The organism is Streptomyces monashensis (assembly GCF_001866665.1).
GTDB classification, from domain to species: domain Bacteria; phylum Actinomycetota; class Actinomycetes; order Streptomycetales; family Streptomycetaceae; genus Streptomyces; species Streptomyces monashensis.
On the sequence record NZ_MLYO01000009.1, the window covers coordinates 113,267 to 139,577 of the forward strand.

Below are 26,311 nucleotides of genomic sequence, written 5' to 3' on the forward strand. Positions count from 1 at the left end.
GACGACACGGTGCTGGTGGCACGTTCCGCGCGACGGACCCGCCCTCCGGCCGCGTAGAGCGGACGACGGATTCATCCACGGAGGGGACGGCACAGTGACAGGGCGTGCACTCAAGGGGGCACTGAGAGGTGCCAGGGGTACGGCGATCGCGGCGGCGGCGATGGCCGTGCTGACCGCATCGCAGGCACCGGGGGCGGTCTCGGCCGCGGCCGCGGAGCCCGCGCCGAACACGGCGCCCGCCGGGCACGGCGCGAGCGTGTCCGGCGACACCCCGTACCGCACCGGCCTTCCCCCGCTGCGGACACGGAAGGACGGCCCGGCACCGGGAGCGACGGTCGGCGGCGCCCTGCCCGCGACCGTGTTCGCCGCGTACCGGCGCGCCGAGGAGGAACTGGCGCGCAGCGCGCCCGGCTGTCGGCTGCGCTGGCAGCTGCTGGCCGCGATCGGTCAGGTGGAGTCCGGGCAGGCATGGGGCGGCCGGGTGACCCCGGACGGTACGACCGTGACGCCCGTCCTCGGCCCGCGGCTGACCGGCGGCGCCTTCGCCCTCGTGCCGGACACCGACGGCGGCGCGTACGACGGGGACCCGGTGTACGACCGCGCGGTCGGCCCGATGCAGTTCATCCCGTCCACCTGGGCCCGCTGGGGCGCGGACGGCAACGGCGACGGACGGTCGGACCCGAACAACGTCTACGACGCGGCGCTCGCCGCCGGGCGCTACCTGTGCGCGGGCGGCCGCGACCTGTCGAACCCCGCCGACCTGGACCGGGCGATCCTGGGCTACAACCACTCGGACGCCTATCTGCGCACCGTCAAGGCCTGGTTCGCGTACTACCTGACCGGACACCGCGTGGTGCCGGACGCGTCCACCGGCTCCCGGGCGGACCGGCCGAAGCCGTCCCGCACGCAGCGGCCGAAGCCCTCGCCGCCGAAGTCGTCGCACGACCGGAAGCCGGCCCCTGGCCCTTCGCCCACGTCGTCGGCGCCGCCCGCCTCGCCCTCCCCCAGCCCGTCCCCGACGGCGGGTGTGCCGAAGGCGTCCGGGACGCCGCTGGTCCCCGTCCCCGAGCCGACTCTCGCGCTGCCCAGCGGCGGCGTGCTGCCCGACGCGGGGCCGTGACCATCGGCAACGGCTGGAACACGATGAGCGCCTCCCCCTCCACAACCGCGACTACTCGGCGGTAATGTCGCCACCCGCCGGAAGCACAGGACCGGCGGGTGAGTGCGAAGGGGCCCTCATGGCGACGGACATGCCTGCGGACACAGCGGCCGCCGAGGAGCGTTGGCAGCGCATGTGGAGCCATCGCGAGCAACTGCTCAAGGTGGCCCGGCGACGCTCCATGAGCCAGGAGGACGCCGAGGACGCCGTGCACGAGGCGATGCTGCGGGCCGCGGAACGCCCGGACCTCGACGACGAGCGGCTCGGCGCCTGGCTGACGACGGTGACGATGCGGCTGTGCGTCGACCGGTACCGGCAGGTCAACCGAGAGGCCGAGGTGGGCAGTCGCCCCACGCTCGTCGCGCCGGGCCCGGTACCCGTCGAGGAGGCGGTGTGCGACCGGGCCGAGGCGAAGTGGCTCGCCGTGCGCAGCGGTGAGCTGCCCGCCCGGCAGGCGGAGGCGCTCCGGCTGAAGTCCGAGGACCTGGACGTGAGTCAGGTCGCGGTGCGGATGGGGCTCAGCTACCGGACCGTCGAGTCGCTGCTCGCCCGGGCCCGGCGCACGCTGCGCGCCTCGCTGGCCGGGACGCTCGCTCTGGTGATGTTCCTGGTCGGGCGCGGGCGGCTGCGCGGGACCGGCAAGGCCCCGGTGGTCGCGGTGACCTCGACGGCGGCGACCCTGGCGGTGGCGGGGCTCGTGCTGCCGTACGCGCTCGATGCGGGCGGGAAGGGGAACGGTGCGGCGCCGCGGCCGGCCGTGTCCAGCGACGCGCGGGTACGGCGCAGCGAGGCCACGGGCCGGGGGCTCACCCCTGAAGGGGGGAGGCGCACCTCCCCGCCTTCGGCGCCCGGCGCCCGGAGTCGGACGCCCTCACCGACCGGGGGGACGTCCCGGCCGCTGTCGCTGCCCGTGCCGTCCCTGCCGGACGTGTCCTCGTCCGCGCTCCCGGGGCTGTCGGCGCCGCAGGTCCCGCGGCTGCCCGGTGTACCCGAGGTGCCGGACCTGCCGACGAAGTCGGCCGCCGCGTCGCTCCCGTCGCTGCCCCCGGCTCCGCCAGTACCGGCCACTCCGTTCTCCTCCCCCGTTCCCGCCCCGGTCCCCGCCCCGAGGACGTCTTCGAGCGCGCCGTCGCCGAAGCTGCCGTAGCACGCCGTAAACACGCCCGAAAAAAATTCCCGGTCGCCGCGACGGACGTCCCGCGCCTCCCCGTAGAGCAGATGTCGGAGCTGCTCCACGGGCGAAGGGTGGGACCGGATGGGTGTCGAGATCTGTGTGGAAGGGCTGACCAAGTCCTTCGGTCACCAGGTCATCTGGCAGGACGTCTCGCTGACGCTGCCCGCCGGGGAGGTGTCGGTGATGCTCGGCCCCTCGGGGACGGGCAAGTCGGTGTTCCTCAAGACGCTCGTGGGGCTGCTGAAGCCGGAGCGCGGCTCCATCACGATCCAGGGCCGGGACATCACCAGGCTCCGTGAGCACGACCTGTACGAGGTGCGGAAGCTGTTCGGGGTGCTGTTCCAGGACGGCGCGCTGTTCGGCTCGATGAACCTGTACGACAACATCGCCTTCCCGCTGCGCGAGCACACCCGCAGGTCCGAGAGCGAGATCCGGCGCGTCGTGCTGGAGAAGATGGACATGGTCGGGCTGATCGGCGCCGAGGAGAAGCTGCCCGGCGAGATCTCCGGCGGTATGCGCAAGCGTGCCGGGCTCGCCCGCGCCCTGGTCCTCGACCCGGAGATCATCCTGTTCGACGAGCCGGACTCGGGCCTGGACCCGGTCCGCGTGGCCTACCTCAACCAGCTCATCGTCGACCTCAACGCACAGATCGACGCGACCTTCCTGATCGTCACCCACGACATCGCCTCGGCCCGCCAGGTCCCGGACAACATCGGGCTGCTGTTCCGGCGCGAGCTTGTGCTGTTCGGGCCCCGCGAGGAGCTGCTGACCAGTGACGAGCCCGTCGTACGGCAGTTCCTGAACGGCCGGATGCAGGGGCCGATCGGCATGGCGGAGGAGAAGGACGCGGCCCAGGTCGAGCAGGAGCTGGCCCGGATCGACGAGGGTCCGCGGGTGCGGGACCTGACTCCCCGCCTGCTGCCCGGCCCCGGCATCACCCGCCCGCCCCGCTGGGAGGCGATCGCGAGACGGGAGGCGGAGCTGCACGGGACGGGGGTGAGCAGCGCATGAGACTCTCCCCGACAGGTGCGCTCCGGCACTCGGGCAACCTCTTCGCGATGGCCCTGGACGTCGTCCGGACCCTGCCCCGACGGCCCTTCCAGGCACGGGAGTTCATCCAGCAGGCGTGGTTCGTCGCAAGCGTCACGATCCTGCCGACGGCGCTGGTCTCGATCCCCTTCGGGGCGGTCATCGCGCTGCAGATCGGCAGCCTGACCCGGCAGCTCGGCGCGCAGTCCTTCTCCGGTGCCGCGTCCGTGCTCGCGGTGCTGCGCGAGGCCTCGCCGATCGTCACCGCGCTGCTCATCGCGGGCGCGGGCGGCACGGCGATCTGTGCGGACCTCGGGGCGCGCAGGATCCGGGACGAGATCGACGCGATGCAGGTGCTCGGCATCGACCCGATCCACCGGCTCGTCGTACCGCGCGTGCTGGCGTCGATGGTCGTGGCGGTGCTCCTCAACGGCCTGGTCTCGGTGGTCGGCGTGGCGGGCGGCTACTTCTTCAACGTCGTCCTCCAGCACGGCACACCCGGCGCCTACCTGGCGTCCTTCACCACCCTCGCCCAGCTGTCCGACCTGTGGGCGGCAGAGGTCAAGGCGCTCGTGTTCGGGGCCATCGCGGCGATCGTCGCCTCGTACAAGGGGCTGACCGCGCAGGGCGGTCCCAAGGGCGTGGGCGATGCCGTCAACCAGTCCGTGGTGATCACCTTCATGTTGCTGTTCGTGACCAACTTCGTGATGACCGCGGTGTACTTCCAGGTCGTCCCGCAGAGGGGTTAGCCGATGAGACCTCAGAAAGTCCTCGATCGCCCCTTGCGCTCACTCGAGGAGCTGGGCGCCCAACTGTCCTTCTACGGACGCTCCTTGGCCTGGACCGGCCGCACCCTGCGCCGCTACAAGAAGGAGGTACTGCGGCTGCTCGCCGAGGTGAGCTTCGGGCGCGGCGCGCTCGCCGTCGTCGGCGGCACGGTCGGCGTGATCGCGTTCCTGTCCTTCTTCACCGGCACCGAGGTCGGCCTCCAGGGCTACGCGGCTCTCAACCAGCTCGGCACCTCCAACTTCGTGGCGTTCCTGTCGGCGTACTTCAACACCCGGGAGATCGCCCCGCTGGTGGCCGGGCTCGCCCTGTCCGCGACGGTCGGCGCCGGGTTCACCGCGCAGCTCGGTGCGATGCGGATCAGCGAGGAGACCGACGCGCTGGAGGTGATGGGCGTCCCGTCGCTGCCGTTCCTGGTGACGACGAGGATGATCGCCGGCTTCGTCGCGGTGATCCCGCTGTACGTGGTCGGGCTGCTGTCCTCGTACCTGGCCGCCCGCACCATCACCACCGGCTACTACGGGCAGTCGACGGGCACGTACGACCACTACTTCCACCAGTACCTGCCGCCCGTCGACGTGTTCTGGTCCTTCGGCAAGGTGATCGTCTTCGCCGTGCTGATCATCCTGGTGCACTGCTACTACGGCTACCACGCGAGCGGCGGCCCGGCGGGCGTGGGCGTCGCGGTGGGCCGTGCGGTGCGGACCTCGATCGTCGCCGTCAACGTCCTGGACTTCTTCCTGAGCCTCGCGATCTGGGGCGCCACCACGACCGTACGGATAGCGGGGTGAGAGCGGTGCGCACGCACAGCATGAGACTCAGGCTGTACGGCATCGCCTTCCTCGCCGTGCTCGCGCTGCTGCTGTCGCTCGCGGTGGCCGTCTACCAGCAGAGGTTCACGTCCGTCGTGCCGGTCACCCTTCAGGCCGGCACCCTCGGCAACCAGCTCGATCCACGCGCCGACGTCAAGCTGCGCGGGCTGCTGGTCGGCGAGGTGCGCGAGGTGCACGCGGACGGCACGAAGGCCACGCTCGACATCGCGCTCGATCCCCGGTACGTCCCGTACATCCCCTCGAACGTGCACGCCCGCCTGCTGCCCAAGACGCTGTTCGGCGAGAAGTACGTCGACCTGGTCCCGCCCCCGCACTCGGCGCGGTCGTCGGCTCGGCCCATCCGCGCCGGAGACGTCATCACCCAGGACCGCACGAAGGTCGGCATCGAGGTGCAGCAGCTGATGAACGACCTGCTGCCGCTGCTGCGCACGGTCCAGCCGGGTGAGCTCAACGCCACGCTCTCGGCGTTCGCCACGGCGCTGGAGGGCCGCGGCGACCGGATCGGTGACAACCTCACCCGCGTCGAGGGGTATCTGCGCCGGCTCAACCCGCACCTGCCCTCCCTCGAGGAGGACATCTCGCGGTTCGCGGACGTCGCCGAGGTGTACGGCGACGCCGCGCCCGACCTGATGCGGATCCTGCGCAACACGGTCACCACCAGCCGCACGATCGTCGACAAGAAGGACCAGCTGGCCGCCGCGCTCCGCTCGACCGCCGCCGTGGCGGACACGGCGAACGGCTTCCTGTCCGAGAACGGCGACCGGCTGATCACCCTGGGCCGGGTCTCCCGCCCCACGCTGGAGCTCTTCGCCCGCTACTCCCCCGAGTACCCGTGCCTGCTGACGGGCCTGGTCCGGCAGGAGAAGGCCTCGGAGGACGCGTTCCGGGGCGGCGAGATGCGGATCACCCTCGAAGTCGTCCGGCCGCAGGGGGCGTACCGGCCCGGTGAGGAGCCGGTGTACGGCGAGCGGTCCGGCCCCGACTGCCGTGGCCTGCCGCATCCCCAGGTTCCCGGCCCGAAACCCCATCTCGACGACGGTACGTCGGCCGGAGGTTCCTCCGGCGCACTCCCCGGAGGTGTCAACGTGTCCGCCACCCGGGCCGAGCAGCGGGCCGTCGGCTCGCTCGTGGCCCCCGTCATGGGTGTCCCCGCCGACCAGGTGCCGCCCGTCGCGACCCTGCTGTTCGGTCCGCTCGCGCGCGGAACGGCGGTGAGCGTCGCATGAGCAGGTCAGGAGCCCGGCAGACCGCCGCCCCGCTGGTCAAGTTCAGCCTGTTCGCGCTGGTCACGATCGCGGCGACGGCACTGCTCGCCGCCACCATCAGCAACATCTCCTTCACCCCGAAGGACACCTACCACGCCGTGTTCACCGACGTCACCGGGCTGGAGACCGGCGACGACATCCGCGTGGCCGGAGTGCGGGTGGGAGAGGTCGAGGGCATCCGGATCAAGGACCGGACCCTGGCCGAGGTCACGTTCACCGTCGGCGCGGACCGGCCGCTGCTCGCAGGGACACACGCGGTCGTGCGCTACCGCAACCTGGTCGGGCAGCGGTACATCGCGCTCACCGAGGGCCCCGGCGACGTCACCGCCCGGCTGCGCCCGGGCGGTACCATCCCGCTGTCCCGAACCCAGCCGGCGCTGGACCTCAACGCCCTGCTGAACGGCTTCAAGCCGCTGTTCGCCGCGCTCAGCCCGGGCGACGTCAACCAGCTCGCCACCGAGATCGTCCAGACCCTCCAGGGCGAGGGCGGCACGGTCAACAGCCTTCTCGCGCACACCGCCTCGCTCACCACCACCCTCGCCGACCGCGATCAACTGATCGGCTCGGTGGTCGACAACCTCAACACCGTCCTGGACACGCTCGACAAGCGCGGCTCCCGCTTCTCGGACCTGCTCACGCAGTTGCGGCGGGTGATCTCGGGCCTGTCGGCCGACCGCAAGCCCATCGGGCAGTCGCTGGTGAGCATCGGCGACCTCACCGACGTCACGTCGGGGCTGCTGAAGGACGCGCGTCCGCCGCTGAAGGACGACATCGCCGGGCTCGGCGAGCTCACCGGAACACTGGACAAGAACGAGCACACCGTGGAGGGCGTCCTGCAACGGCTGCCGAACAAGCTCAACGCGCTGACCGGGACGGCGTCCTACGGATCCTGGTTCAACTTCTACCTCTGCGACTTCGACGGCCGGATCGTGCTGCCGAAGACCAAGCAGGTGATCACCCCGGACCTGCATGTGGCGCGGGCGAGGTGTGGCGGATGAGACTGCGTGTCCCACGGCGGAGGCGCCGTCCCGAGCCGCTGGTGAAGGTACGGGTCCTGCCACCGAAGCTGCCGAGGCTCCCCCGGCCGCTGCCGAAGCGCACACCCCGCCCCCAGCCGCTGGTGAAGGTACGGGTCCTGCCACCGAAGCTGCCGAGGCTCCCCCGGCCGCTGCCGAAGCGCACACCCCGCCCCCAGCCGCTGGTGAAGGTACGGGTCCTGCCGCCGAAGCTGCCCACGATCCGGCTGAAGCGGCCGCGCCTGAAGCCCTTCCGCGTGGGGGCACCTCCCAGCGGTAGCTGGGGGAGCAACCCCGTCGTCGTGGGCGCCGTCGGCCTCACCGTCCTCGCGCTGCTCACGTTCGCCGCCTTCAACGCCGACAGCCTCCCGCTGATCGGCGGCGGGGACACGTACAGCGCGGCCTTCTCCGAGGCCGGCGGGCTGAGGCCCGGCGACGAGGTACGGATCGCCGGGGTCAAGGTCGGCAAGGTCGAAGGCGTCGACCTGGACGGCGACCACGTCAAGGTCACCTTCAAGGTGAAGGGCCACCCCGGGTTCGGCACCGACACGGGCGCGGCGATCCGCGTCAAGACGATCCTCGGCGCGAAGTACCTGGCCCTGTACCCGAAGGGGCCCGGCCAGTTGCAGCCGGGCAGCGAGATCCCGCTCGGTCGGACCGTGTCGGCGTACGACGTCGTCCAGGCCTTCAGCGACCTGACGACCACGACCGAGGCGGTCGACACGGGCCGGCTCGCGAAGGCACTGGACACCCTCTCCCTCACCTTCCAGGACTCCCCCGAAGAGGTACGGGCGTCGATCAAGGGACTGTCACGGATCTCCCGGACCGTCGCCTCCCGCGACCATGCCCTGCGCGGGCTCCTCGACCATGCGAACGGGGTCACCAAGGTGCTGGCCGGTCATACGAAGGACTTCTCCGCGCTGGTGAAGGACGGTGACGCGCTGTTCAAGGAGATCGACGACCGGCGCGCGGCGATCCACACGCTGCTCAAGAGTTCGGCGCTGCTGGGCATCGAGCTGTCCGGTCTGGTCGACGACGACGGCAAGGAGATCGGGCCCGCGCTGAAGAACCTCGACACCTTCCTGAAGATGCTCGAACGCAACCAGGCGAGCCTCGACCGCAGCGTCCGGCTCCTCGCCCCCTACGTGCGGCTCTTCACCAACACCCTCGGAAACGGCCGCTGGTTCGACTCCTATGTGCAGAACCTGGTCGCCGCTCCGGTCACACCGCGGACGGGAGGCACCCGATGACCCGCAGACTCCTGGCCCTGTTCACCGCGCTCGCGGTTCTCGCCGGCCTCGCCGTCGTCCTCTGGCCGGGCCCCGGCCCCGTCCGCGTCACGGCGTACTTCCCGCGCACCGTCGGCATCTACCCCGGCTCCGACGTCCGCGTCCTCGGCGTCCGCATCGGCGAGGTCCGGAAGATCACGCCGGAGGGCGACCGGGTCCGGGTCGAGCTGGAGTACGACCGGGGGCGCAGGGTCCCCGCCGGCGCACAGGCCGCGATCGTCAACTCCTCCGTGGTCAGTGACCGTTACGTGCAGTTGCTGCCGGTGTACCGCAAGGGCGCGGTCCTGCGGGACGGAGACGTCATCCCCGAGTCCCGTACGGCCGTCCCCGTCGAGCTGGACCGGATCTTCGACAGCCTGCACACCACCGCCGAGGCGCTCGGCCCGAACGGCGCCAACAAGCAGGGCTCGCTGTCCCGGCTGCTCGGGGTGAGCGCGGACAACCTCCGGGGACAGGGCCAGAACCTCAACCAGACGGTGGACGACCTGTCCCAGGCGGTCACCACGCTGTCCGACGGGCGGGGCGACCTGTTCGGAACCGTACGGAACCTTCAGGTGTTCACAGCCGCGCTGGCCGCGGACGACAGCAGTGTGCGGTCGTTCGACACCGACCTCGCCGACGTGGCCGGGCAACTGGCCGGGGAGCGCAAGGATCTCGCCGCCGCGCTGAAGTACCTGGCCACCGCACTCGGTGACGTGGCCGGCTTCGTGAAGGGCAACAAGAAGGCGCTGACCTCGGACGTCCAGGGCCTGGCCAAGGTCACCGAGATCCTCGTCACCCAACGGGCCGCACTGGAGGAGCTGTTGACCGTCGCCCCCACGGGCCTGTCGGACCTGCAGAACGCCTACAACCCCGCCGCCGGCACCCTCGACACCCGCAACAACGCGCAAACCCCGCAGGATCCGGCATCGCTGCTCTGCTCGATCCTGAGGACGACCGGCGACGACCACGACAACTGCGCCGGACTGAAGAAGCTCTTCGGCTCCCTGCCCGAGGTGCCGTCGGCCCCGGCGTCGACGGGCACGGTCGACAGGACCCTCGGCGGAATCCTGGGGGCACCGGCATGAGCGTCAGGCGCTCGGGGCGGATGGCCGCCTGGACGGCGATCGGCTCGCTGCTGCTGACCGGCTGCGAGTTCAACGGCTGGTACGACGTCCCGCTCCCCGGCGGCGCCGCCTCGGACGGCCACGCCTACCACGTCACCGTCGAGTTCCGGGACGTCCTGGACCTGGTGCCGCAGTCGGCGGTCAAGGTCGACGACGTCACCGTGGGCACGGTCGAGAAGGTGCGACTGGACGGCTGGCACGCGCGGGTACGGCTGCGCATCGCCGACTCGGTGAAGCTGCCCGGCAACGCGGTCGCCGACCTGAGGCAGACCAGCATGCTCGGCGAGAAGTACGTCGCCCTGTCCGCGCCGGCCGGCACCGCGCCCGTCGGACGGCTCCACGACGGCGACGTCATCCCGCTGTCCCGCAGCGGCCGCAACCCGGAGGTCGAGGAGGTGCTGTCGGCCCTGTCCGCACTGCTCAACGGCGGCGGGGTGGCCCAACTGAAGACGATCACCGTCGAGCTGAACAAGGCCCTCGGCGGCCGCGAGGACCGGGTCAGGTCCCTGCTGAAGCAGCTCGACACGTTCCTCGGCGGCCTCGACGGCCAGCGGGCGGAGATCGTGCGCGCGCTGAAGGGCGTCGACCGGCTGGCGAAACGGCTGGAGAACGAGAAGAAGACGATCGCCCTGGCCGTCGACACCATGCCACCCGCGCTGAAGGCCCTCGCCGACCAGCGCAAGGACCTGACGAAGATGCTCACCTCCCTGTCCACACTCGGCAAGACCGGCACCAGGGTGGTGAACGCCTCCCACGACGACACCGTCGCCGACCTGAAGCAGCTCCAGCCCATCCTGCGGGAGCTGAACAAGGCGGGCGACGATCTGCCCAACTCCCTTGAGATCCTCACCACTTACCCGTTCCCGCGCAACGCGACGGACGCCATCAAGGGCGACTACGTGAACCTGAGGATCACCGCCGACCTCGACCTGGCGGGCCTCTACGGCAACGTCACCGGCAAGCCGGGCAAGGGCGGGAAGTCCCCGGCCCCCGGGACCCCGAAGCTCCCCGGCCTGCCCACTCCCGCCCCTCTCCCGTCCGTCCCGTCCCTGCCGGGCACTCCGTCCGTGCCACCCGTGCCTCCCGTGCCCTCCGCACCCGCCGTGCCCTCGACGCCGTCGACGCCCTCCGACGGGAGCACGCCGCTGTGCCCGCCCGTGTGCACCGCGGCCTACGGCACCGGGGGCGGCTCGCGTCGTCTCCCGCCCGGGATCGATCTCGGCCTCGCCGAGCTGATGCTGAAGGGGATCATGCCGTGATCACACGTACGGTCAGGGCCCAGCTGCTCGCCTTCGCGACCGTCACCGCCCTCGGGGTGTCGTACGTCGGCGCCCGGTACACGGGCCTCGTGGACGACGTCCTGCACCGCGGCTACACCGTGCGCGCCGACTTCGCCGAGTCCGGGGGCGTCTTCCCCGGCGCCGAGGTCACCTACCGGGGCGTGCCGGTGGGCCGCGTGGGCGATCTGCGGCTGACCGGGTCCGGGGTCTCGGTGGCGCTGAAGATCGAGGACGGCGCCCCGAGGATCCCGGCCGACACGCTCGCGGTGGTCGCCGACCGTTCGGCGGTGGGCGAGCAGTACGTCGACCTCCAGCCGCGGCGGCCGGGCGGGCCGTACCTCATGGACGGCAGCCCGATCCCGCGCAGCCGCACCCGGACCCCGCTGCCGGTCACCGACCTGGTTCTCAGCCTCGACCGGCTGGTCAACTCGGTCGGCAAGGACGATCTGCGGGTCACCGTGGACGAGTTGGGCAAGGCCTTCGCCGGCACCGGACCGAACCTGAGCCGGCTGGTGGACTCCGGCAACGCGCTGGTGGAATCGGCATCCGCGTCGCTCCCCCAGACGGTCTCGCTGATCGAGGACTCGCGGAAGGTACTCAAGACACAGGCCGACGAGGGCTCGGCCATCACGTCGTTCTCCCGCGACCTGGCCACGCTCACCGAGCAGCTGAAGTCGAGCGACGGCGATCTGCGCGGGCTGATCGGCAACACCGCGCCCGCCACCGAGCAGTTGGACTCCCTGCTGAAGTCCGCCCGGCCGCACATACCGGTCCTGCTGGCCAACCTGATCAGCGGCGGCCAGATCACCCTGGCCCGGCTGCCCGGCGTCGAACAGGCCCTGGTCACGCTTCCGCTCACGGTCGCGGGCAGCTACACGGTCATCCCCGGCGACGGCACCACCCACTTCGGGCTGACCGTGAACGCCGACGACCCGCCCGCGTGCACCCAGGGCTACGGCACCCAGCGGCGCGACCCCGCCGACACCGGCACCCGCCCGGCGAACACCGGCGCGCGTTGCACGGCACCGCGCGGCGGCAGGACGTCGGTGCGCGGTGCCCAGAACGCGCCCGGCCCGGCCGGCGGCCGGTACAGCGCCGGCCAGGCCGCCTTCGTGGCCCCGTACGACCCGGAGACCGGCACCGTGACCGGCCCGGACGGCACGCCCGTCGAGATCGGCTCGACAGGCGGCGAACAGACCGTGTTCGGAAAGGAGTCCTGGCAATGGCTGCTCGTGGGACCGATGGCGTGACAGGAGGCCGGGCGAGGCTGCTGTCGGCGGGGCTCGTCGCCGCGACCGTGCTGACAACCGCGCTGTGTGTCTGGCTGGGCCTGAAGCTGGCCGACCAGCGCGCGGCGGAGCAGCGCCGTCAGGACATCCTGACGGCGGCCCGCCAGTCGGCGCTGAACTTCACCTCGCTCGACTACCGGCACTACGACCGGGACAGCCGCACCGTGCTGGAGGGCGCCACCGGCGACTTCAAGAAGCAGTTCGCCGCGCAGACCGCGCAGCTGACGAAGCTCGTCGCCCAGAACAGGTCGGTGTCCGAGGGGCAGGTCCTGGAAGCGGGCATCGTGCGGTCCGACGCGCGCTCGGCCCGGGTCCTGGTCGTGGCCGACAGCAAGGTGACCAACACCGCGGCGCCCGAGGGCCAGGCGCGCACCTACCGGCTCCAGCTCGACCTCGTGCGCGTGGCCGGCCGCTGGCTGACCTCCGACGTCACGTTCGTGGGCTGACCCGACTGAACTGACTGAAATGACCCGACTGTGAGGCCGTCCATGAGGAGAGACACCGTGGCGAACCCGACCTCCCGCACCCGCGGCACCGGCTCCCCGGGCCGCCGCACCATGACCGCGGCCGCCCGCGCGGCGGCCAAGCGCGCAGGAAGGCCGGCGCGCCCCGAGGGCACCGCCCGCCGGGAAGAGGAAGCCGCCCCCGGGCGCACCCTGCTCGTCGAGCCCCCGGCGGACGGCTGGGAGGACCCGCCGGAGCCCGCGCCGGAGCCCGAGCCCTTCGCGGACGGGCCGGAGGAGAGCGCGCCCTCGCGCAGGGCCGGACGGCGCCTGCTCACCGCGGTGCCGGTCCTCGCCCTCGTGGCGGCCCTGGTCCTCGTGGCGGCCCTGGTCGTGGCAGCCGTCCTCGGGTGGCAGTACCGGCAGGGGCGACAGGCGGAGCAGGCCCGGGGTGAGGCCCTCGCGGCCGCGCGGGAGGCGGCGCCGGTCGTGCTGTCGTACGACTACCGGCACCTGGACCGGGACTTCGCCCGGGCCCGCGCCCTGCTGACCGGGCACTTCCGCGACCAGTACGGCAGGACGACGAAGACGGTGGTCGCGCCGACCGCGACGACGTACCACGGCGTGGTGAAGGCGACCGTGGCCACACCCTCCGACGGCGGCACCCCCGCCGCATCCGTCGTGTCGGCCACCCCGGACAAGGCCGTCGTCCTGCTCTTCGTCAACCAGGTCACCCAGAGCACCCAGGCCCCCGAGCCCCGGCTGGACCTGAACCGGGTCCGACTGACGCTCACGCGCACCTCCGACGGCTGGAAGGTGAGTGGCGTCGATGCCCTCTGAGGGGCAGTACGACCACCCCACCACGGCAGGCCGTGGCACATCCAGCACTTGACGGCGTGAATGAGCACGGGTGGGCGCACGCCGTTCTGCGTGCGCCCACCCGTGCCGGGGTCACAGGTCGCCGAGGGTCAACGGACCGGCAGGACCGGGGTGTGGTCCTTCTGGACGGCCTGCAGGTTGTGGGGATTCAGGCCCAGGAGGGACAGGATCGTCGGGGCGATCTGGGTGGTCTCGACCGGAGCGGACCTGGTCACGCCCGCGGGGGTGCCTGCGCCGGAGACGACGAGCGGGACGTCCAGGTCGTCGGCGTGGGCGCCGCCGTGTTCGGCGATCTTCTTGGTGCCGCCCGTGTAGACCACGCCGTACCTGGCGATGCCGAACAGGTCCGGGACCCGGGCGTCTCCGGGCTTGACGCCGAAGTACGCGGCCGCCTCCCTGCCCGCGTAGACCCTGCTGAGCCCGCTGTTGGTGAAGGACTTGGTGGGCTTGCCGTTGATGTCGGTGCCCTTGCCGCTCTGCGCGAGCAGGTACTGCTTGGCGAACGAGGTGGCCCCGGCGGAGCGGTCGTTGAGCCACAGCAGCATGCCGTCGTCGTCCACGGAGTGCGCGACGAGGTCGCCGGCACCCGGGTGCTTCTTCTTCCAGGCGGCGTTGAGCCCGTCGAGCAGCGGGCCGTCGTCGACACGGGTCAGGGCCGTGGGGTCGGTGGGCGACTGGCCGTGCTTGGCGGACAGGATGATGTCCGTGCTGGAGGCCAGGCCCTTGGCCCGGATCTCCTTGACCATCGCGCCGATCTCGGTGTTGACGTAGTCGAGGTTCTTCCGCAGCAGCGGGCCGGGGACGCCCTTGGAGGTATAGCCGCCCTTGAGGCCTTCGGAGGAGGGCAGCTTCTCCGCGGTGGACACCGACTGGAAGTTCATGCCGAACACCGCCGGGGCGCCGACCTTGTGACTGCCGCTGTGGTCGTAGCCGTCGATCTCGTTGAGAACGGCCTTGACCTTGTAGCTGTCGTACTGCTCGGTCGCCTTGTTGTCGGTGGTCCAGTCGTTCCCGGCCGGGTAGCCGCCTGCGTCGCTGTTGATCTCCGGCGAGAACTGGTCCTGGATGCCCGTGCCCGAAGGGCCGTTGAGGATGTCGTAGGCGATGTGCTTGTCCGACCAGGCGGTGCGCAGGCCGGCCTTGCGGGCCACGTTGAAGACGGTGTTCACCTGCAGGTAGGAGTGCGGGTAGACCGGCTTGCAGGTCGTGGGGTCGACGGGCAGCTTGCTCGGGTCGAGCAGGCTCCGCGGCCGGCCGGTCATCTGCAGGATGCTGCCGGGCAGGTTCTTCAGGCCCTGGCCGGCATCGAGGGAGGCCTTGTTCTTGTCCATGTCCTCGGTCATGTCCACCTCGACGCCGGGCTTGACGCCCTTGCAGTGGGTGGTGCCGGCCGGGAGCAGGGCGTGGTTGTACACGTCGTCGTAGTAGATGCCGGTGGTACCCGGGCCGCCGCCGGTGACCTGGGCGGTCATGCCGGGGAAGGAGTCCGAGGGGGTGGTGGTGTGCGCGTGGGTGTAGTGCACGCCGCCGTTCACCAGCCGGGCCAGTGCGGAGCCGGGGTGGCGGGTGATGTACCAGGCCAGATCCGACTGGTGCAGACCGTCGACGGACAGCAGGAGGACGTGCTTGGCGGCCGCCGGCTTCTGCGGCGCGGCGGAGGAACCGGTGAGCTCCGACGCGGCGGCGAGCGAGCCTCCGGCGAGGGTCGTGGCGACACCGAGGGCGGCGGCCAGTCGTATGGATCGGCGGTTCACAACCAACTCCAGTTGCTACTGATGACGCGGGCGGCGATGCGGGACATGACTAGCCGCCGGTTCTGTCGCGGCAGCAGCCGGAATCTGAACATTCGACAAACCCGCCGTGTTCGCCCCTCCACGTAAGACCGTGGTCCGGTGGTGCAGGAGCGACGGAAGTGAAGCAGGCACTGGCCTCGACCGGCCTGCACGAGGACGTGGCCGACGACGTTGAGAAGACGTTGAGAAGACGTCGGGCACGGCGGGTGGCGGCCCCGTCGGCACAGGCGTAACCGCGCCGTCGGCACGCGACGAACGAACGACCCTGACCGCAAGCACCACCTGTTGCAGGCCGGGGGGCGGTTCCATCGAGTGGGTCATGTCCGTGTTCTGTCTCCAAACAGCGCAACCACCCTCGGGGGTGTCACAGTTACCCAAGGCATGGAGAACACGGGCAGTACACATGTCACGCGCCGGGCCCTGCTGTCTGTCGGCGGACTGATGTTTCTCAGCGCCTGCACAGCCCCTGGCGGTACGCCTGAACACGCAGAGACGTCCGCGCCCGACAGCGTGAAGCCCACTCATCCGGGCGACTCTCACGCCAGCGAGCCGGCCTACGTCGAGCTGCCGGGCAGGCCGGAGTTCTACGTTCACCAGGGCCCGCGAGCGATCGCGCTGACCATCGACGACGGTCCGAACCCCGAATGGACTCCGCAGGTGCTGGACATCCTGCGCCGCTACGCCGTAACCGCCACGTTCTGCCAGGTCGGTGCCCGTGTGAGCGCGCACCCCAGCGTGGTGCGGGCGGTGGCCGCCGAAGGCCATCTGATCGCCAACCACACCTGGACCCACGCCGACCTGGCCCGGGCATCCGCGGCGACCGTCCGCTCCCAGCTGGAGCGCACCAGCGACACGATCGAGAAGGTCACCGGCCATCGCCCCACGATCTTCCGCGCCCCCTACGGAGTCTGGTCGGAGCCAACCCTGGCCACCTGCGGCGAGATGGGCATGCGGCTCCTGGACTGGTCCGTCGACCCCCACGACTGGTCACGACCAGGCACCTCGCTCATCGTCGAGCGGATCATGGCTCACGCCCATCCCGGATCGATCATCCTCGAGCACGACGGCGGAGGGGACCGCTCCCAGACAGTGGCCGCCCTGCGCCTGGTGCTTCCCCGCCTGCTCGACGCCGGTTATCAGTTCGTCACCCCCTGACGGGAGGTGCCGACGGCGACGGGATCGCGGGCCGGCCTCGGACCCCGTTCTCATCCTGCTCATCGACCTGCCCAACCCCGAAGAGCTCCGTCAGCTCACTGCTGGCGTCGCCGGCGCTGGTCGGCCCGCCGCGCCGGAATACAGGACGAGCACCGTCTGCGGCGGCATCACCTGGCCGACGGTACCGACACGGTCAGGGCCCATGTCGAGCATCGGACACCAAGGAGCACGCCCTGCGACGGCGCCGGAGTCCTGCTCGGGCTGGTCTCCCCAACCGCGCGGAGGGGCCCGCACCCGTGTCCGGATGCGAGCCCCCTCGGCGGCGAAGCTCCGCTGCCGTGGAGCCCGTGGTCGGGGCGCCCGGCTTGACGATGTCGATCTTGTAGGCGGCGAACCCCGTCGCCACGCGGTGCGGCGGGGTGCCGGTCCGTCAGGCGGCGGGCCGGCTGCGGCGCGTGCACATGGTGAAGAGCGCGGGTACTGCGACCGCGGCGACCATGAGGGTCATGGTGGGCACGTCGAACTCGCCGCCCAGGGCCGACGCGCTGAGGTAGGTGCAGGCGGGCAGGCAGGACATGACCATTCCGGCACGGAAGGTGTCGGACCGCTGCAGTCCGATCTGCAGCACGAACAGCGGGATGGTAACGGTGAGCAGCGAGATCAGCCACAGCTGCCCGATGTGGCCGGGCGAGCCGAGCTGGTCCGTGCGGGTCGCGAGAACGCACAGCGCGATGATGTACGTGAGGTGGAACCGGTGCGCGCTGACGGTCACGGGGGCCACCTGCGCCTCGCCGAGGCGGCGCGAGATCAGCCCGATGCATCCGGCGCTGGTACCCGCGACGAGCGCGAGGACCGAGCCGGCCAGCAGCGCGCTGGTGTGTCCCGGCGCGCTGTCCTGGTAGAAGCGCCAGGCGCTGACGCAGGCCAGCCCGAAGACCAGCGCGGCCGCCGGCAGATCGCGCCACGCGGGGTTCGTGTGCCGTGGTATCGCGAGGAGCGCGAAGATCACGAGAGGGCCGACTCCGGCCTCCAGGAAGCTGGCCGCGCCGGAGGGCATGAGGCTGAGGGACAGGTAGAAGCACAGGAACGTCACTGCTGTGGCCACGTTCAGCTGCACCAGCAGGCGGCGCCCGCGGTGGCCGAGCGCCACGTGCGCGGCGGTGGCGCCGCGCCGCTGCAGGGCTCCCACGGCGTTGAAGATGACCGCTGCGGAGAAGAACGCGAGGAACGAGATCAGGAAGCTGTCGGTCGAACTGATCCGGCCGTCGAAAAGACCGTTCCCGACGGCCTGCAGGACGACAGCGACGACGACACAGACCAACCCGTACGGGCCCGTTGACGCGGGCGGCTTGTGCACGGCGAACCCTCGCGCTCAGCCGACGGTGAAGACGGCGTCGGCGTCTTCCATGGCGTGAAGTTCGGCCAGCGCCTTGTCGACCACATCGGCTTCCGTGTGCGCGAAGAAGGCCAGGCCGGTCGTGCCGACGGTGAGCGGGTTCGCCGGGGAGACGGCGGTGCCGAGGGCCGGGAGCTTGAGGAAGCTGTGGAAGCCGGGAAGCCGCCGGACCTGGGCCAGGCCGGGCATGGCAGTGATGCGGCCTTCGCGGTAGATCCGCAGCAGGACCATGGCCAGCGCCTGTTGGGGACGGTACTCCTGCTCGAAGCGCTGCTCGAAGCGCGTACGGTCCAGAAGGCTCTCCGCGAGGAGCGTGGCGTGGCTGTGGCCCAGCGCAGCGGTGTACACGTCCGCGGGCTGGATCGGGCCCATCAGGCGGGCGTTGACCTCGATGAGGCGGGGTCCCCGGGCGGTGAGCCGGACCTCGGTGTGGGCCGCGCCCTCCTTGAGACCGAGCGCGTCCAGGCAGGACATCACATAGCGCACGGCGTCCTGCTCCGCCTCGTTCAGCTCCTTGAGCAAAACGGCGTCGCGGATGAGGGGCTTTCCCGCGACCTCGTCGATGCGGTAGAGGAACACGTCCGAGAGGAGGTGACGCCCGCCGGTGCTGATGGTGTCGACGATGTACTGCGGTCCGTCGATGAACTCCTGCACGAGCACTCGGGAGTTGGTCTCTCCCAGGTAGTTCTCCTGCCCGGCGATCGCCGAGTACGCGGCGCGGAGTTCGCCGGCGTCGTAGCAGACCGCGCACCCGTCGCTGCCGGCGCTGTTGGCGGGCTTGACGACGACGGGGAAGGCGTCGAATCCGGTGAGGAACTCCTCCACCTCGTCGCCGCTGTGCAGCTCCCGGCTCCATCCGGTCGGCAGGCCGGCGGCGGAGACAGCGCGGAGCATCTCGTTCTTGTCCCGGCGGGCGCCGGCGAGGCCGAGGTCGTTGTGGGGCAGGCCGAGGGCGGCGGAGAGCTGGTTGGCGAAGGTCACGCCGTACTCGCTGCCCGGGCACACGGCGATCGGCGTCAGGCCGGCCAGGGCGGCCAGGGCGTCCTCTTCGCCGGTGCACAGCAGCTTGTGCGGGTGAGGGTCGGTGCTGTACGCGTTGCGCAGGCCGCTCTGCCAGAGGTGGACGACGTGGGCGCCGTACTCCTGACAGGCGGCGCTGAAGCTGATGCCGGTGGAGGTGGGGTCGACGACGATGACGACAGGAAGGTTCATTGTTTCGTGCACTTCTGTACGGGGGTGAGGGGGACTGTGGGGGGTTACTGCGGTTTCGCGACGGCGACCGCTTCGGTGACTCGGTCGGCGACCAGCTCGACCCGGCGGGCGATCATCGCGAGTGAGCTGGTGTAGTAGAGGGATCCGGCCGCGAGCTGTCCCAGCGCGAACACGGGTGAGGACGCGGAACCGTCTGCCGGTACGAGCCGGTTGTCCGCGCTGTCGACGGTCAGGCCGCCGAAGGGGTTGTACCGTCCCAGGCCGGCGTTGACGACGGACGCGCACAGTGCGGTCGCCGCGCTCGGCGACGGGGCCTTCTCGCGCTTGGCGGAGTTGATGACCGCGTCCGTCCGGAACGTCTCGTCCCGGCAGACGACGGTGAATGCCTCGCCGTGGGCCCGTACGTCCTGGATGCCGCGACGCAGGCGGAGTTGCCCGGCCTCGACCGCGCTGAGCAGCTTGTGAGCGGTGGGCATGGGCATCGGGTTGCACAGGCTCTGGAAGATGTGGTGGTAGTCGCGCAGGTAGGTGTTGCGCTCGGCGTCGGACCACAGTGACCAGACGAGTTCGATCAGGTCGTTCGCCGCAGTGATGAGCAGCGGCTGCCACAGCACCTCGCGCTCGGCCAGCTCCAGGTGCCGCGCGAGGCGGCCGGCCGGGTCCTCGCGCGGGTCGGCCTCCTTGTCGAGGATGCCGGGATCGATGGCGTGTGCGGCGAGTTCGGCGCGCATCAGATCCAGTACCGCCGCGAGCGTCAGTCCCCGCGGGCCGTCGGCCATCCTGCGCACGGCCGCCTCGGTGAGGGCCTCGGCGGTTGTGTCGCGGTGCCGCTGGCGCACGCCGGGCAGCAGTCCGCGGCGCGACACCATGGTGATCGGCCCGCGGTGCCCCCGATCGAGCAGCGCGGTGACGATGTCCACTGCCGTCAGGCTGGTCCCGAGCACGGTGACGTGGTCGTCCCTGCCGACCGTCTCCACCGTGATCCACAAGGGGTACGGGTCGTTCACGTACCGGGGATGCCCCGCGAGCCCGTAGCAATCGACCGGCGCGGCGGTTCCCACGCACAGAGCGGCGCCGTCGTACATCCGCGAGGCGCCGGACGCGGTGGCGATGACGAGCCCCTGCCCTGCATGTCCGCGCGTCATCGACACGGCGGTCTCGTGGACCACGTCGATGGACCGGCCGTGATCGGTCCAGGAATCCTTGAGGCGTTCGAAGCATTCGGAGGTGTAGTCACCGAAGAGCTGCCGGGGCGGGAAAGACCCGAGGCGTGCGTACGCGCGGACTTCCGGGTCCTGGTGATTTCCCAGCCAGCCAAGAAAATGCCTCGGCTCGCTCCACCGGATCGACATGAATTCCGCCTGCCGGTTCAGGAGCGCCGATCGGGCGTCCGTGCGATAGGCGTTTCCCCGACCGATCTCTTTTGCCGGTTCGTAGACGGTCAGGTCGATTTCCTGCGTCAGACCGCGGCGGGCAAGTGCGTCGACAAGGCTCACGCCGGTGGCGCCGCCGCCGATTATAGCGAATTTCACTGCATTCCTCTGACGGGGCCTGGGGATCCTCGTGGGTATCTCCCCGGCTGAAGAACTGCCGCCCAATCTGTGGGAGGGCGGCCATTGACCTCGGAGAATGCTGCCGCCATCCGCATCGATCGTCAAGAGGCAAAATAATGCCGCATGAGCCGTCCGTGAACGCCTCGGTCAACCGGCAAAAAAATGCCGCATCCCGGCACTGGGGAGATAGCTGCGGAAGAAGAGTGCCGCAGCACCGTATGCAAGAATCAGCAGACCCCGGAGGCTTGAGGATGTCTCATGTGGTCGGTCTGGCGCGTTTCCTGCAGCAGGTCGGTGCGGCGGCGAGGCCGAGGAAGGCGAGGAAGCGGCTGCCCTTCCGCTCGTATCGGATGGTGAGGCGGCGGCAACCGAGCGGCCAGGCGGACGACCGCTCGTTCTTCCAGCGGTGCCGGACGAGCCACTCCCTCGACTCGATCCCCGCACGAGAGATTCGCGGGACGAGCCCTGGTCGTCGTCACCAGGCCAGATGCTCGGCGAAGAATTACGCTTGTCCGCGCGGAGTCTGACGGGGCGGCGCCCCCGCGGCACACGGCGGGAGTGGACGACCGGTACTCCGCGGATCAGCGGCTTGAGGGCCACGCCGGCGTGCGTGTTCGCGGCGCAGACAGCGACTCTCGGAGGGATGCCGTGGACCTCGGACGGAACATGTGCTTGCTGCCCGTCTCGCCGCGATCGTCCGGGTTCGGCCCCGGTCGGCGCGCCCCCTCTCGGCCCGGACACCGAACGTCTTGGGCAGATGCAGCCCGCAGCACCCGCTGGTCAGCACATACACGAACGCTGTGCACACGGTCCGCTCGTCACATGGGGCAGTCCTGCGGCCGTGGACGGGAGTTGTACGACGGCAGCAATGCAGCGACCAGAGCCCACAGATCATCAGGAGCCGGCCGTGGGGCGGGATCGACACCGGCAGGCGGCAAGGATGCCGGAGCTCACCGCATCACCACGCGAGACATCACCTTGCTCGCGGAATCACTTCCGAGGCGATCCCGTCTGCGCCGTCAGTACGGCTCCTGTGTCCGGTATGAGGGCCACGGTGCGGATACCGGACACGTAGGCGGGCAGCAGGACCTGTGCGGTGACGGTGACGCACTGATCCGAGATCCACGGGAGCCGCAGACTGAACCGGTGCCCTTGGCGGTAGGCGACGACCTGCGTCTCCTGGTCCCACAGCCGGCGGCACTCCGGAACGGCGAGGATCTCGTCGAGCAGGCGCCGCACTTCCGCGTCGTCGTACCGGCTCAGCACGGTGAAGCGCAGCTGGGCCAGGTACATCTGGGCGTTGTGACGCCAGTCCACCAGCTGCTCACGGGCTTCGGCGGTGGTCAGGGCCCAGCGCAGGACGTTGGGCGAGGGTGCGCGGAACCACGGGAACCACTCGCCCGCCATCGCGTTGTGAGCGATGACGTTCCACGCGCGGTCGGCCAGGTACATGGGGAACGGCTCGGCGTTCTCCACCAGCCGTTTGGCCGCGTCCAGCGCTTCGCCTGTGTCCGCCTGCGGCTCCGGCTCGCCGCCCAGCGCGTGGGCGTACAGCGCCATCTGCTCATCGGGCCCGAGCACGAGTGCGGTGGCGAGCTGGCCGAGCCGCTCCCCGGGCAGCGGTACGGGATCGCCGTTCTCCAGATTGCGGTACCAGCGCTCGCTCACCCGCATGCGCCTGGCGACCTCCCTCTGGGAGATCGGCTTGCCGCGCCCCAGCTTGGCGCCGGCCGAGGCTCGCCACGCCCGCAGAAAGACCTGAAGCGTCATGGGGACCGAACGCGGGTCCATCTCACTCTCAAGACCGACCAGTTGCACGGAAAGCTTCTCCTCCAGCGTTCTCAGCAGCGAAGCGAACTCGTCACCTCACAGACTCCCTGCACTGATCATTTTCCCTTCGGCGTCTGGCTGGTTTGTTCGTTTCATGGCCGGAATCGGGTGATTGTTGTCACCTCCGAGAGCGGTCACAGCCTGAAGTGTGCAGAAAATGGCTGTTGGGGCATTTCTGTGGCTTGATCTGCCGAGTTGCACCGTGCCCTGGGCGCCGCGGCCACGTCTCGTCGGCGCCGCAGGTATCGCGAGTGCGGCAGCAAAGCACGCAACCGCCTGCGGCGTACCGACGGGAGCGGCACGCCACAGGCGGTCACAGGACGGGGTCAGACGTCCTCGGCGGTGGCGGCAGTGGTTGCCGGGGTGCGCGTGCGTCGCGCTGCATACCCCGCCACCAGCAGGATGATCCACACCCCGATCACATACAGGGACACCCGGGTATCCGCGTGCCACGCGATCAGGACGGTGACGAAGGCGAAGCCCGCGAGGGCCAGCCAGTTGGAGTACGGTGCGCCGGGCATGCGGTACGGCGACGCCGCGGCACGTCCCTCGCGCACTGCCTCGCGGTAGCGCAGGTGCGTCACGAGGATGATGCTCCAGACCAGGATGGCGCCACCCGTGGAGACGCTGGTGATGTACGTGAAGGCGTGTTCCGGGTCGATCGCGTTGATCGCGACTCCACCGGCCATGACCAGTGCCGACACGAACAGGGCGGTCCTCGGCACGCCCTTGTCCGTGAGCCGGGCCAACGACGTGGGGCCGTCTCCGTTGAGGCCCGCGGTCCGCAGCATGCGGGCCGTCGCGTAGAGGCCGCCCGCGTTGCAGGAGGACAGCGCGGAGGTGAGGACGACGAAGTTGACGATGCCGGCCGCCGCGGGGATGCCGATCTTCGTGAAGGCAGCGACGAACGGGCTCGTACCGGGGTGGAATTCACTCCAGCTGACGACGGACAGGATGACGACGAGAGCGCCGATGTAGAACAGTCCGAAGCGCAGGGGCAGGGTGTTGATCGCGCGCGGGATGTTCTTCTCCGGATCCTTGGTCTCTCCCGCCGTGACGCCCACCAGTTCCACGCCGAGATAGGCGAAGAGCACGATCTGCAGAGTCATGAGGGAGTTCCACACGCCGTGCGGTGCGAGGCCGCCGTCAGCCCACAGGTGGGTCACGGACGCGGTCCGACCGGCGTCGCCGAAGCCCAGGACGAGGACACCGAGGCCGACAAGGATCACGCCGAGGATGGCAGTCACCTTGACCATGGCGAACCAGAACTCCAGCTCACCGAAGATCTTGACCGAGATGAGGTTGGCGCAGGTGAGCACCACCAGCGCGATCAGGGCCGTTTTCCACTGGTCGAAGCCGGGATACCAGTAGCGGACGAACTGGCCGGCCGCGGTGATCTCCGCCATGCCGGTGGTCACCCACATGATCCAATATGTCCAGGTGGTGGCGTAGCCCCAGAACGGCCCGAGGAACTCCCGTGCATAGTCGGCGAAACTCCCGGATGCCGGGCGGTACATGAGCAGCTCGCCCAGGGCGCGGACGACCAGGAACACCACGGCGCCCGCCAAGGCATACCAGATGAGGAGGCTCGGGCCTGCCTCGGCGATGGCCGTTCCGGCGCCCAGGAAGAGTCCCGTTCCGATGGTTCCGCCGATGGCGATCATCTGGGTCTGTCGCGTGCCGAGCCTTCGCCGGTATTCGCTCTGTTCTTCGCCGGGCCGGGTCCGCGGCTCGGGCTCTTCGGCGGAGTCGATGGCACCACCGGAGTTCAGTTTTCTCAAAGTAGCCTCACACAGAAACAGCGAGAGAGCCTCGTGAGCTCCTCGCTGTCGAAATATGCAACCGGGAGGACCACGGCCTCACGGGTTTCGGACGCACGGAAGATTCCGCCGGTGGAAAGGATCTTTCCGATGCGGTCCGAGTGTCAACCGGCAATAATTTGCCGATGGTTCGACCTGCCGGCCGCCAGACTCGATCGTGGTTTCTTAGGTGTCTCGCGGAAGAAGCCATGGATGTGAAGGTTCGGCGGTCGCGCTTCTTCACGGAGCGGGCCTCGCTCGGCGTGGTGGCCGAGTGCCACGATCCGGATCCGGGCCCCACGATGATCGGACGCAGGTTGATCACCGACCCGACTTGTGTATAGCGTCTTGCCATTCAGTCACTCACGACCTGTGGGAGCGACGGCGAGCCGCATCGGCAAAGAAGCTGAGTTGTCCCGCAGGCAGACGTCGAGGTGACAAGGGTCCCGGTCATGGACGCCCTGACTTTCCCGATCCGGCATGAGCGGCGCACTCCTGCGTCCCGCATTCCGCGAAACAGCAGATTTCACGGAACATGTGTGCGTGTTTCAGGGACGGCCCGCCAAGTACTATCGAAAGGCCAGCAATAAATGCTGATCAAGTCCGTGGAGATCACGCCCATCGCCGTGCAGGACCCACCTCTGCTGAACTCGGAGGGAGTTCATCAGACGCACGCACTGCGATCGGTCATCCGGCTGCACACGGACGAGGGGCTGACCGGTCTCGGTGAGACCTACGGAGACGACCAGATGCTGGTCTGGCTGCGTGCAGTGGCCCAGAAGCTGCCGGGCACCGACCCGTTCGCGACCAACGTCCTGCGGGCGACCGTCGCCGAGGCCATGGACGCACTGGCCGGTGACAGCAGCAACGAGGTCCCCGTGGGCGCCGGGTATCCGATGGCCGGCGCCGCGTCGAGCAAGACCAAGGCGGCCGTCTTCTCGGCCTTCGAGGTGGCTTGCCTCGACATTCAGGGAAAGGCCCTCGGACGCCCGCTGCACGAGCTGCTCGGCGGAAAGGTCCGCGACTCCGTCCCGTACAGTGCGTACCTCTTCTACAAGTGGGCCGAGCACCCGAACGCTCCCTACGCGCCCGACAGCTGGGGGGAGGCCCTCACGCCCGACGCGATGGTGGCGCAGGCGCGGCGCATGGTCGACGCGTACGGTTTCACCTCCCTGAAGCTGAAGGGCGGCGTGCTGCGGCCCGGCCAGGAGATCGACACGGTCCTGGCGTTGCGTGACGCGTTCCCCGACCATCCGATCCGTATCGACCCGAACGCCGCCTGGACCGTCGACGTGGCGGTCCAGGTCGGTCAGAAGCTCGAAGGCGTCGTGGAATACCTGGAGGACCCGGTCGGCGGCACCCCCGCCATGGCCGAGGTCGCCCGCAGGGTCTCCATGCCCCTGGCGACCAACATGTGCGTGACCGCCTTCGAGGACATCCCGGAGGCCGTGCGCGAGGGGGCGCCGCAGGTGATCCTCTCGGATCACCACTTCTGGGGCGGCATGCGCCAGTCGCAGGTGCTCGACGGGATCTGCGAGACCTTCGGCCTGTCGCTTTCGATGCACTCCAACACCCACTTGGGGATCAGCCTGGCCGCGATGACGCACTTCGGCGCCGTCTCCCGCAGCCTCGCCTACTCGTGTGACACGCACACGCCGTGGCAGACCGAGGACATCATCGTGCCCGGCACGCTGGGCTTCGACCAGGGCGCGGTCCGGGTGCCCGACGGTGCCGGTCTCGGCGTGGAACTGGACGAGGACGCGGTCGCGCGGTTGCACGAGCAGTGGGTGAAGTGCGGCGTCCGCACCCGTGACGACGTGACCCCGATGCGGGCCGTGGACCCCGAATGGACGGGCGCGACGCCGCGGTTCACCAGTCTCTGAACAGCCGGCGGCAACGGGGCGGGGACGATCGTGGCCGAGTCCCCGCCCCGCCGGTCGAGTTGGGCCACGGTGGCCGGCCTGCCCGGCCGTCCCGCAAGTCACACCTCCGCGGAGTCCTACCGTCGCGTCACCGGCCCCGAGT

21 protein-coding genes are annotated in these 26,311 nt (G+C 70.2%); 15 read left to right on the forward strand and 6 right to left on the reverse strand.

The features are described from left to right. The first annotated feature begins 94 nt into the window (after positions 1-94). The 13 genes from BIV23_RS53790 (at position 95) to BIV23_RS01980 (ending at position 13,509) form a co-directional block, all read left to right on the forward strand. On the forward strand, positions 95-1,120 hold the full coding sequence (locus tag BIV23_RS53790) for a lytic transglycosylase domain-containing protein (protein WP_425443452.1): 1,026 nt from the start codon (positions 95-97) through the stop codon (positions 1,118-1,120). 118 nt (positions 1,121-1,238) lie between these two features. Continuing rightward, positions 1,239-2,306 (forward strand): RNA polymerase sigma factor, encoded by a 1,068-nt coding sequence (locus tag BIV23_RS01925; RefSeq protein ID WP_071378936.1) that lies wholly within the window; start codon positions 1,239-1,241, stop codon positions 2,304-2,306. Between the two features lie 108 nt (positions 2,307-2,414). Further along, positions 2,415-3,344: an ABC transporter ATP-binding protein gene (locus BIV23_RS01930; protein WP_071378937.1), complete on the forward strand. Its 930-nt coding sequence runs from the start codon at positions 2,415-2,417 to the stop codon at positions 3,342-3,344. Continuing rightward, a complete protein-coding gene (locus tag BIV23_RS01935; RefSeq protein ID WP_071378938.1) occupies positions 3,341-4,111 on the forward strand; it encodes an MlaE family ABC transporter permease in 771 nt (256 codons plus the stop codon). Before BIV23_RS01930 ends, BIV23_RS01935 begins: the two co-directional genes overlap by 4 nt. A gap of 3 nt (positions 4,112-4,114) precedes the next feature. Continuing rightward, positions 4,115-4,939 carry an MlaE family ABC transporter permease gene (locus BIV23_RS01940; RefSeq protein WP_071378939.1) on the forward strand — a complete coding sequence of 275 codons (825 nt, stop codon included), beginning with the start codon at positions 4,115-4,117 and terminating at the stop codon, positions 4,937-4,939. 20 nt (positions 4,940-4,959) lie between these two features. Continuing rightward, complete coding sequence (locus tag BIV23_RS01945) at positions 4,960-6,207, forward strand: MCE family protein (RefSeq protein ID WP_071379080.1); 1,248 nt, start codon at positions 4,960-4,962, stop codon at positions 6,205-6,207. Continuing rightward, entirely contained in the window at positions 6,204-7,244 is a 1,041-nt protein-coding gene (locus tag BIV23_RS01950; protein WP_071378940.1) for an MCE family protein, read from the forward strand. Before BIV23_RS01945 ends, BIV23_RS01950 begins: the two co-directional genes overlap by 4 nt. Positions 7,245-7,519: 275 nt before the next feature. Further along, positions 7,520-8,512: an MCE family protein gene (locus BIV23_RS01955; RefSeq protein WP_071379081.1), complete on the forward strand. Its 993-nt coding sequence runs from the start codon at positions 7,520-7,522 to the stop codon at positions 8,510-8,512. Beyond that, positions 8,509-9,618, forward strand: a complete 1,110-nt coding sequence (locus BIV23_RS01960; RefSeq protein ID WP_177239651.1) for an MCE family protein — start codon at positions 8,509-8,511, stop codon at positions 9,616-9,618. The genes BIV23_RS01955 and BIV23_RS01960 overlap by 4 nt, the downstream gene beginning before the upstream one ends. After that, on the forward strand, positions 9,615-10,916 hold the full coding sequence (locus BIV23_RS01965) for an MCE family protein (RefSeq protein WP_071378941.1): 1,302 nt from the start codon (positions 9,615-9,617) through the stop codon (positions 10,914-10,916). The genes BIV23_RS01960 and BIV23_RS01965 overlap by 4 nt, the downstream gene beginning before the upstream one ends. After that, positions 10,913-12,187, forward strand: a complete 1,275-nt coding sequence (locus BIV23_RS01970) for an MCE family protein (protein ID WP_071378942.1) — start codon at positions 10,913-10,915, stop codon at positions 12,185-12,187. Before BIV23_RS01965 ends, BIV23_RS01970 begins: the two co-directional genes overlap by 4 nt. Continuing rightward, positions 12,160-12,672, forward strand: a complete 513-nt coding sequence (locus tag BIV23_RS01975; RefSeq protein WP_071378943.1) for a hypothetical protein — start codon at positions 12,160-12,162, stop codon at positions 12,670-12,672. The genes BIV23_RS01970 and BIV23_RS01975 overlap by 28 nt, the downstream gene beginning before the upstream one ends. Before the next feature lie 57 nt (positions 12,673-12,729). Continuing rightward, complete coding sequence (locus BIV23_RS01980; protein ID WP_245790290.1) at positions 12,730-13,509, forward strand: hypothetical protein; 780 nt, start codon at positions 12,730-12,732, stop codon at positions 13,507-13,509. A 128-nt stretch (positions 13,510-13,637) separates the two neighbouring features. On the opposite strand, the gene BIV23_RS01985 is transcribed toward BIV23_RS01980, so the two are convergent. Further along, positions 13,638-15,302 (reverse strand): alkaline phosphatase family protein, encoded by a 1,665-nt coding sequence (locus tag BIV23_RS01985; protein WP_079172870.1) that lies wholly within the window; start codon positions 15,300-15,302, stop codon positions 13,638-13,640. A gap of 549 nt (positions 15,303-15,851) precedes the next feature. Between BIV23_RS01985 and BIV23_RS01990 the strand changes: the two genes are divergently transcribed. Continuing rightward, positions 15,852-16,496 (forward strand): polysaccharide deacetylase family protein, encoded by a 645-nt coding sequence (locus BIV23_RS01990; protein ID WP_177239652.1) that lies wholly within the window; start codon positions 15,852-15,854, stop codon positions 16,494-16,496. Between the two features lie 430 nt (positions 16,497-16,926). Here the strand turns inward: BIV23_RS01990 and BIV23_RS01995 are convergent, their stop codons facing one another. The 5 genes from BIV23_RS01995 to BIV23_RS02015 all read right to left on the reverse strand — a co-directional run bounded on the left by BIV23_RS01995 (position 16,927) and on the right by BIV23_RS02015 (position 24,241). Continuing rightward, complete coding sequence (locus tag BIV23_RS01995) at positions 16,927-17,853, reverse strand: EamA family transporter (RefSeq protein ID WP_143079032.1); 927 nt, start codon at positions 17,851-17,853, stop codon at positions 16,927-16,929. A 15-nt stretch (positions 17,854-17,868) separates the two neighbouring features. Next, on the reverse strand, positions 17,869-19,104 hold the full coding sequence (locus BIV23_RS02000; RefSeq protein ID WP_071378947.1) for an ATP-grasp domain-containing protein: 1,236 nt from the start codon (positions 19,102-19,104) through the stop codon (positions 17,869-17,871). A gap of 44 nt (positions 19,105-19,148) precedes the next feature. Next, the gene (locus BIV23_RS02005) at positions 19,149-20,636 is read right to left on the reverse strand and encodes an FAD/NAD(P)-binding protein (RefSeq protein WP_177239653.1); all 1,488 of its coding nucleotides are present in this window, start codon (positions 20,634-20,636) and stop codon (positions 19,149-19,151) included. A gap of 1,011 nt (positions 20,637-21,647) precedes the next feature. Further along, positions 21,648-22,427 (reverse strand): helix-turn-helix domain-containing protein, encoded by a 780-nt coding sequence (locus tag BIV23_RS02010; RefSeq protein WP_177239654.1) that lies wholly within the window; start codon positions 22,425-22,427, stop codon positions 21,648-21,650. 386 nt (positions 22,428-22,813) lie between these two features. After that, on the reverse strand, positions 22,814-24,241 hold the full coding sequence (locus BIV23_RS02015; protein ID WP_281250084.1) for an amino acid permease: 1,428 nt from the start codon (positions 24,239-24,241) through the stop codon (positions 22,814-22,816). Between the two features lie 635 nt (positions 24,242-24,876). On the opposite strand from BIV23_RS02015, the gene BIV23_RS02020 reads away from it, so the two are divergent. After that, positions 24,877-26,169 (forward strand): glucarate dehydratase family protein, encoded by a 1,293-nt coding sequence (locus tag BIV23_RS02020; protein WP_071378951.1) that lies wholly within the window; start codon positions 24,877-24,879, stop codon positions 26,167-26,169. The last annotated feature ends 142 nt before the right edge of the window (positions 26,170-26,311 follow it).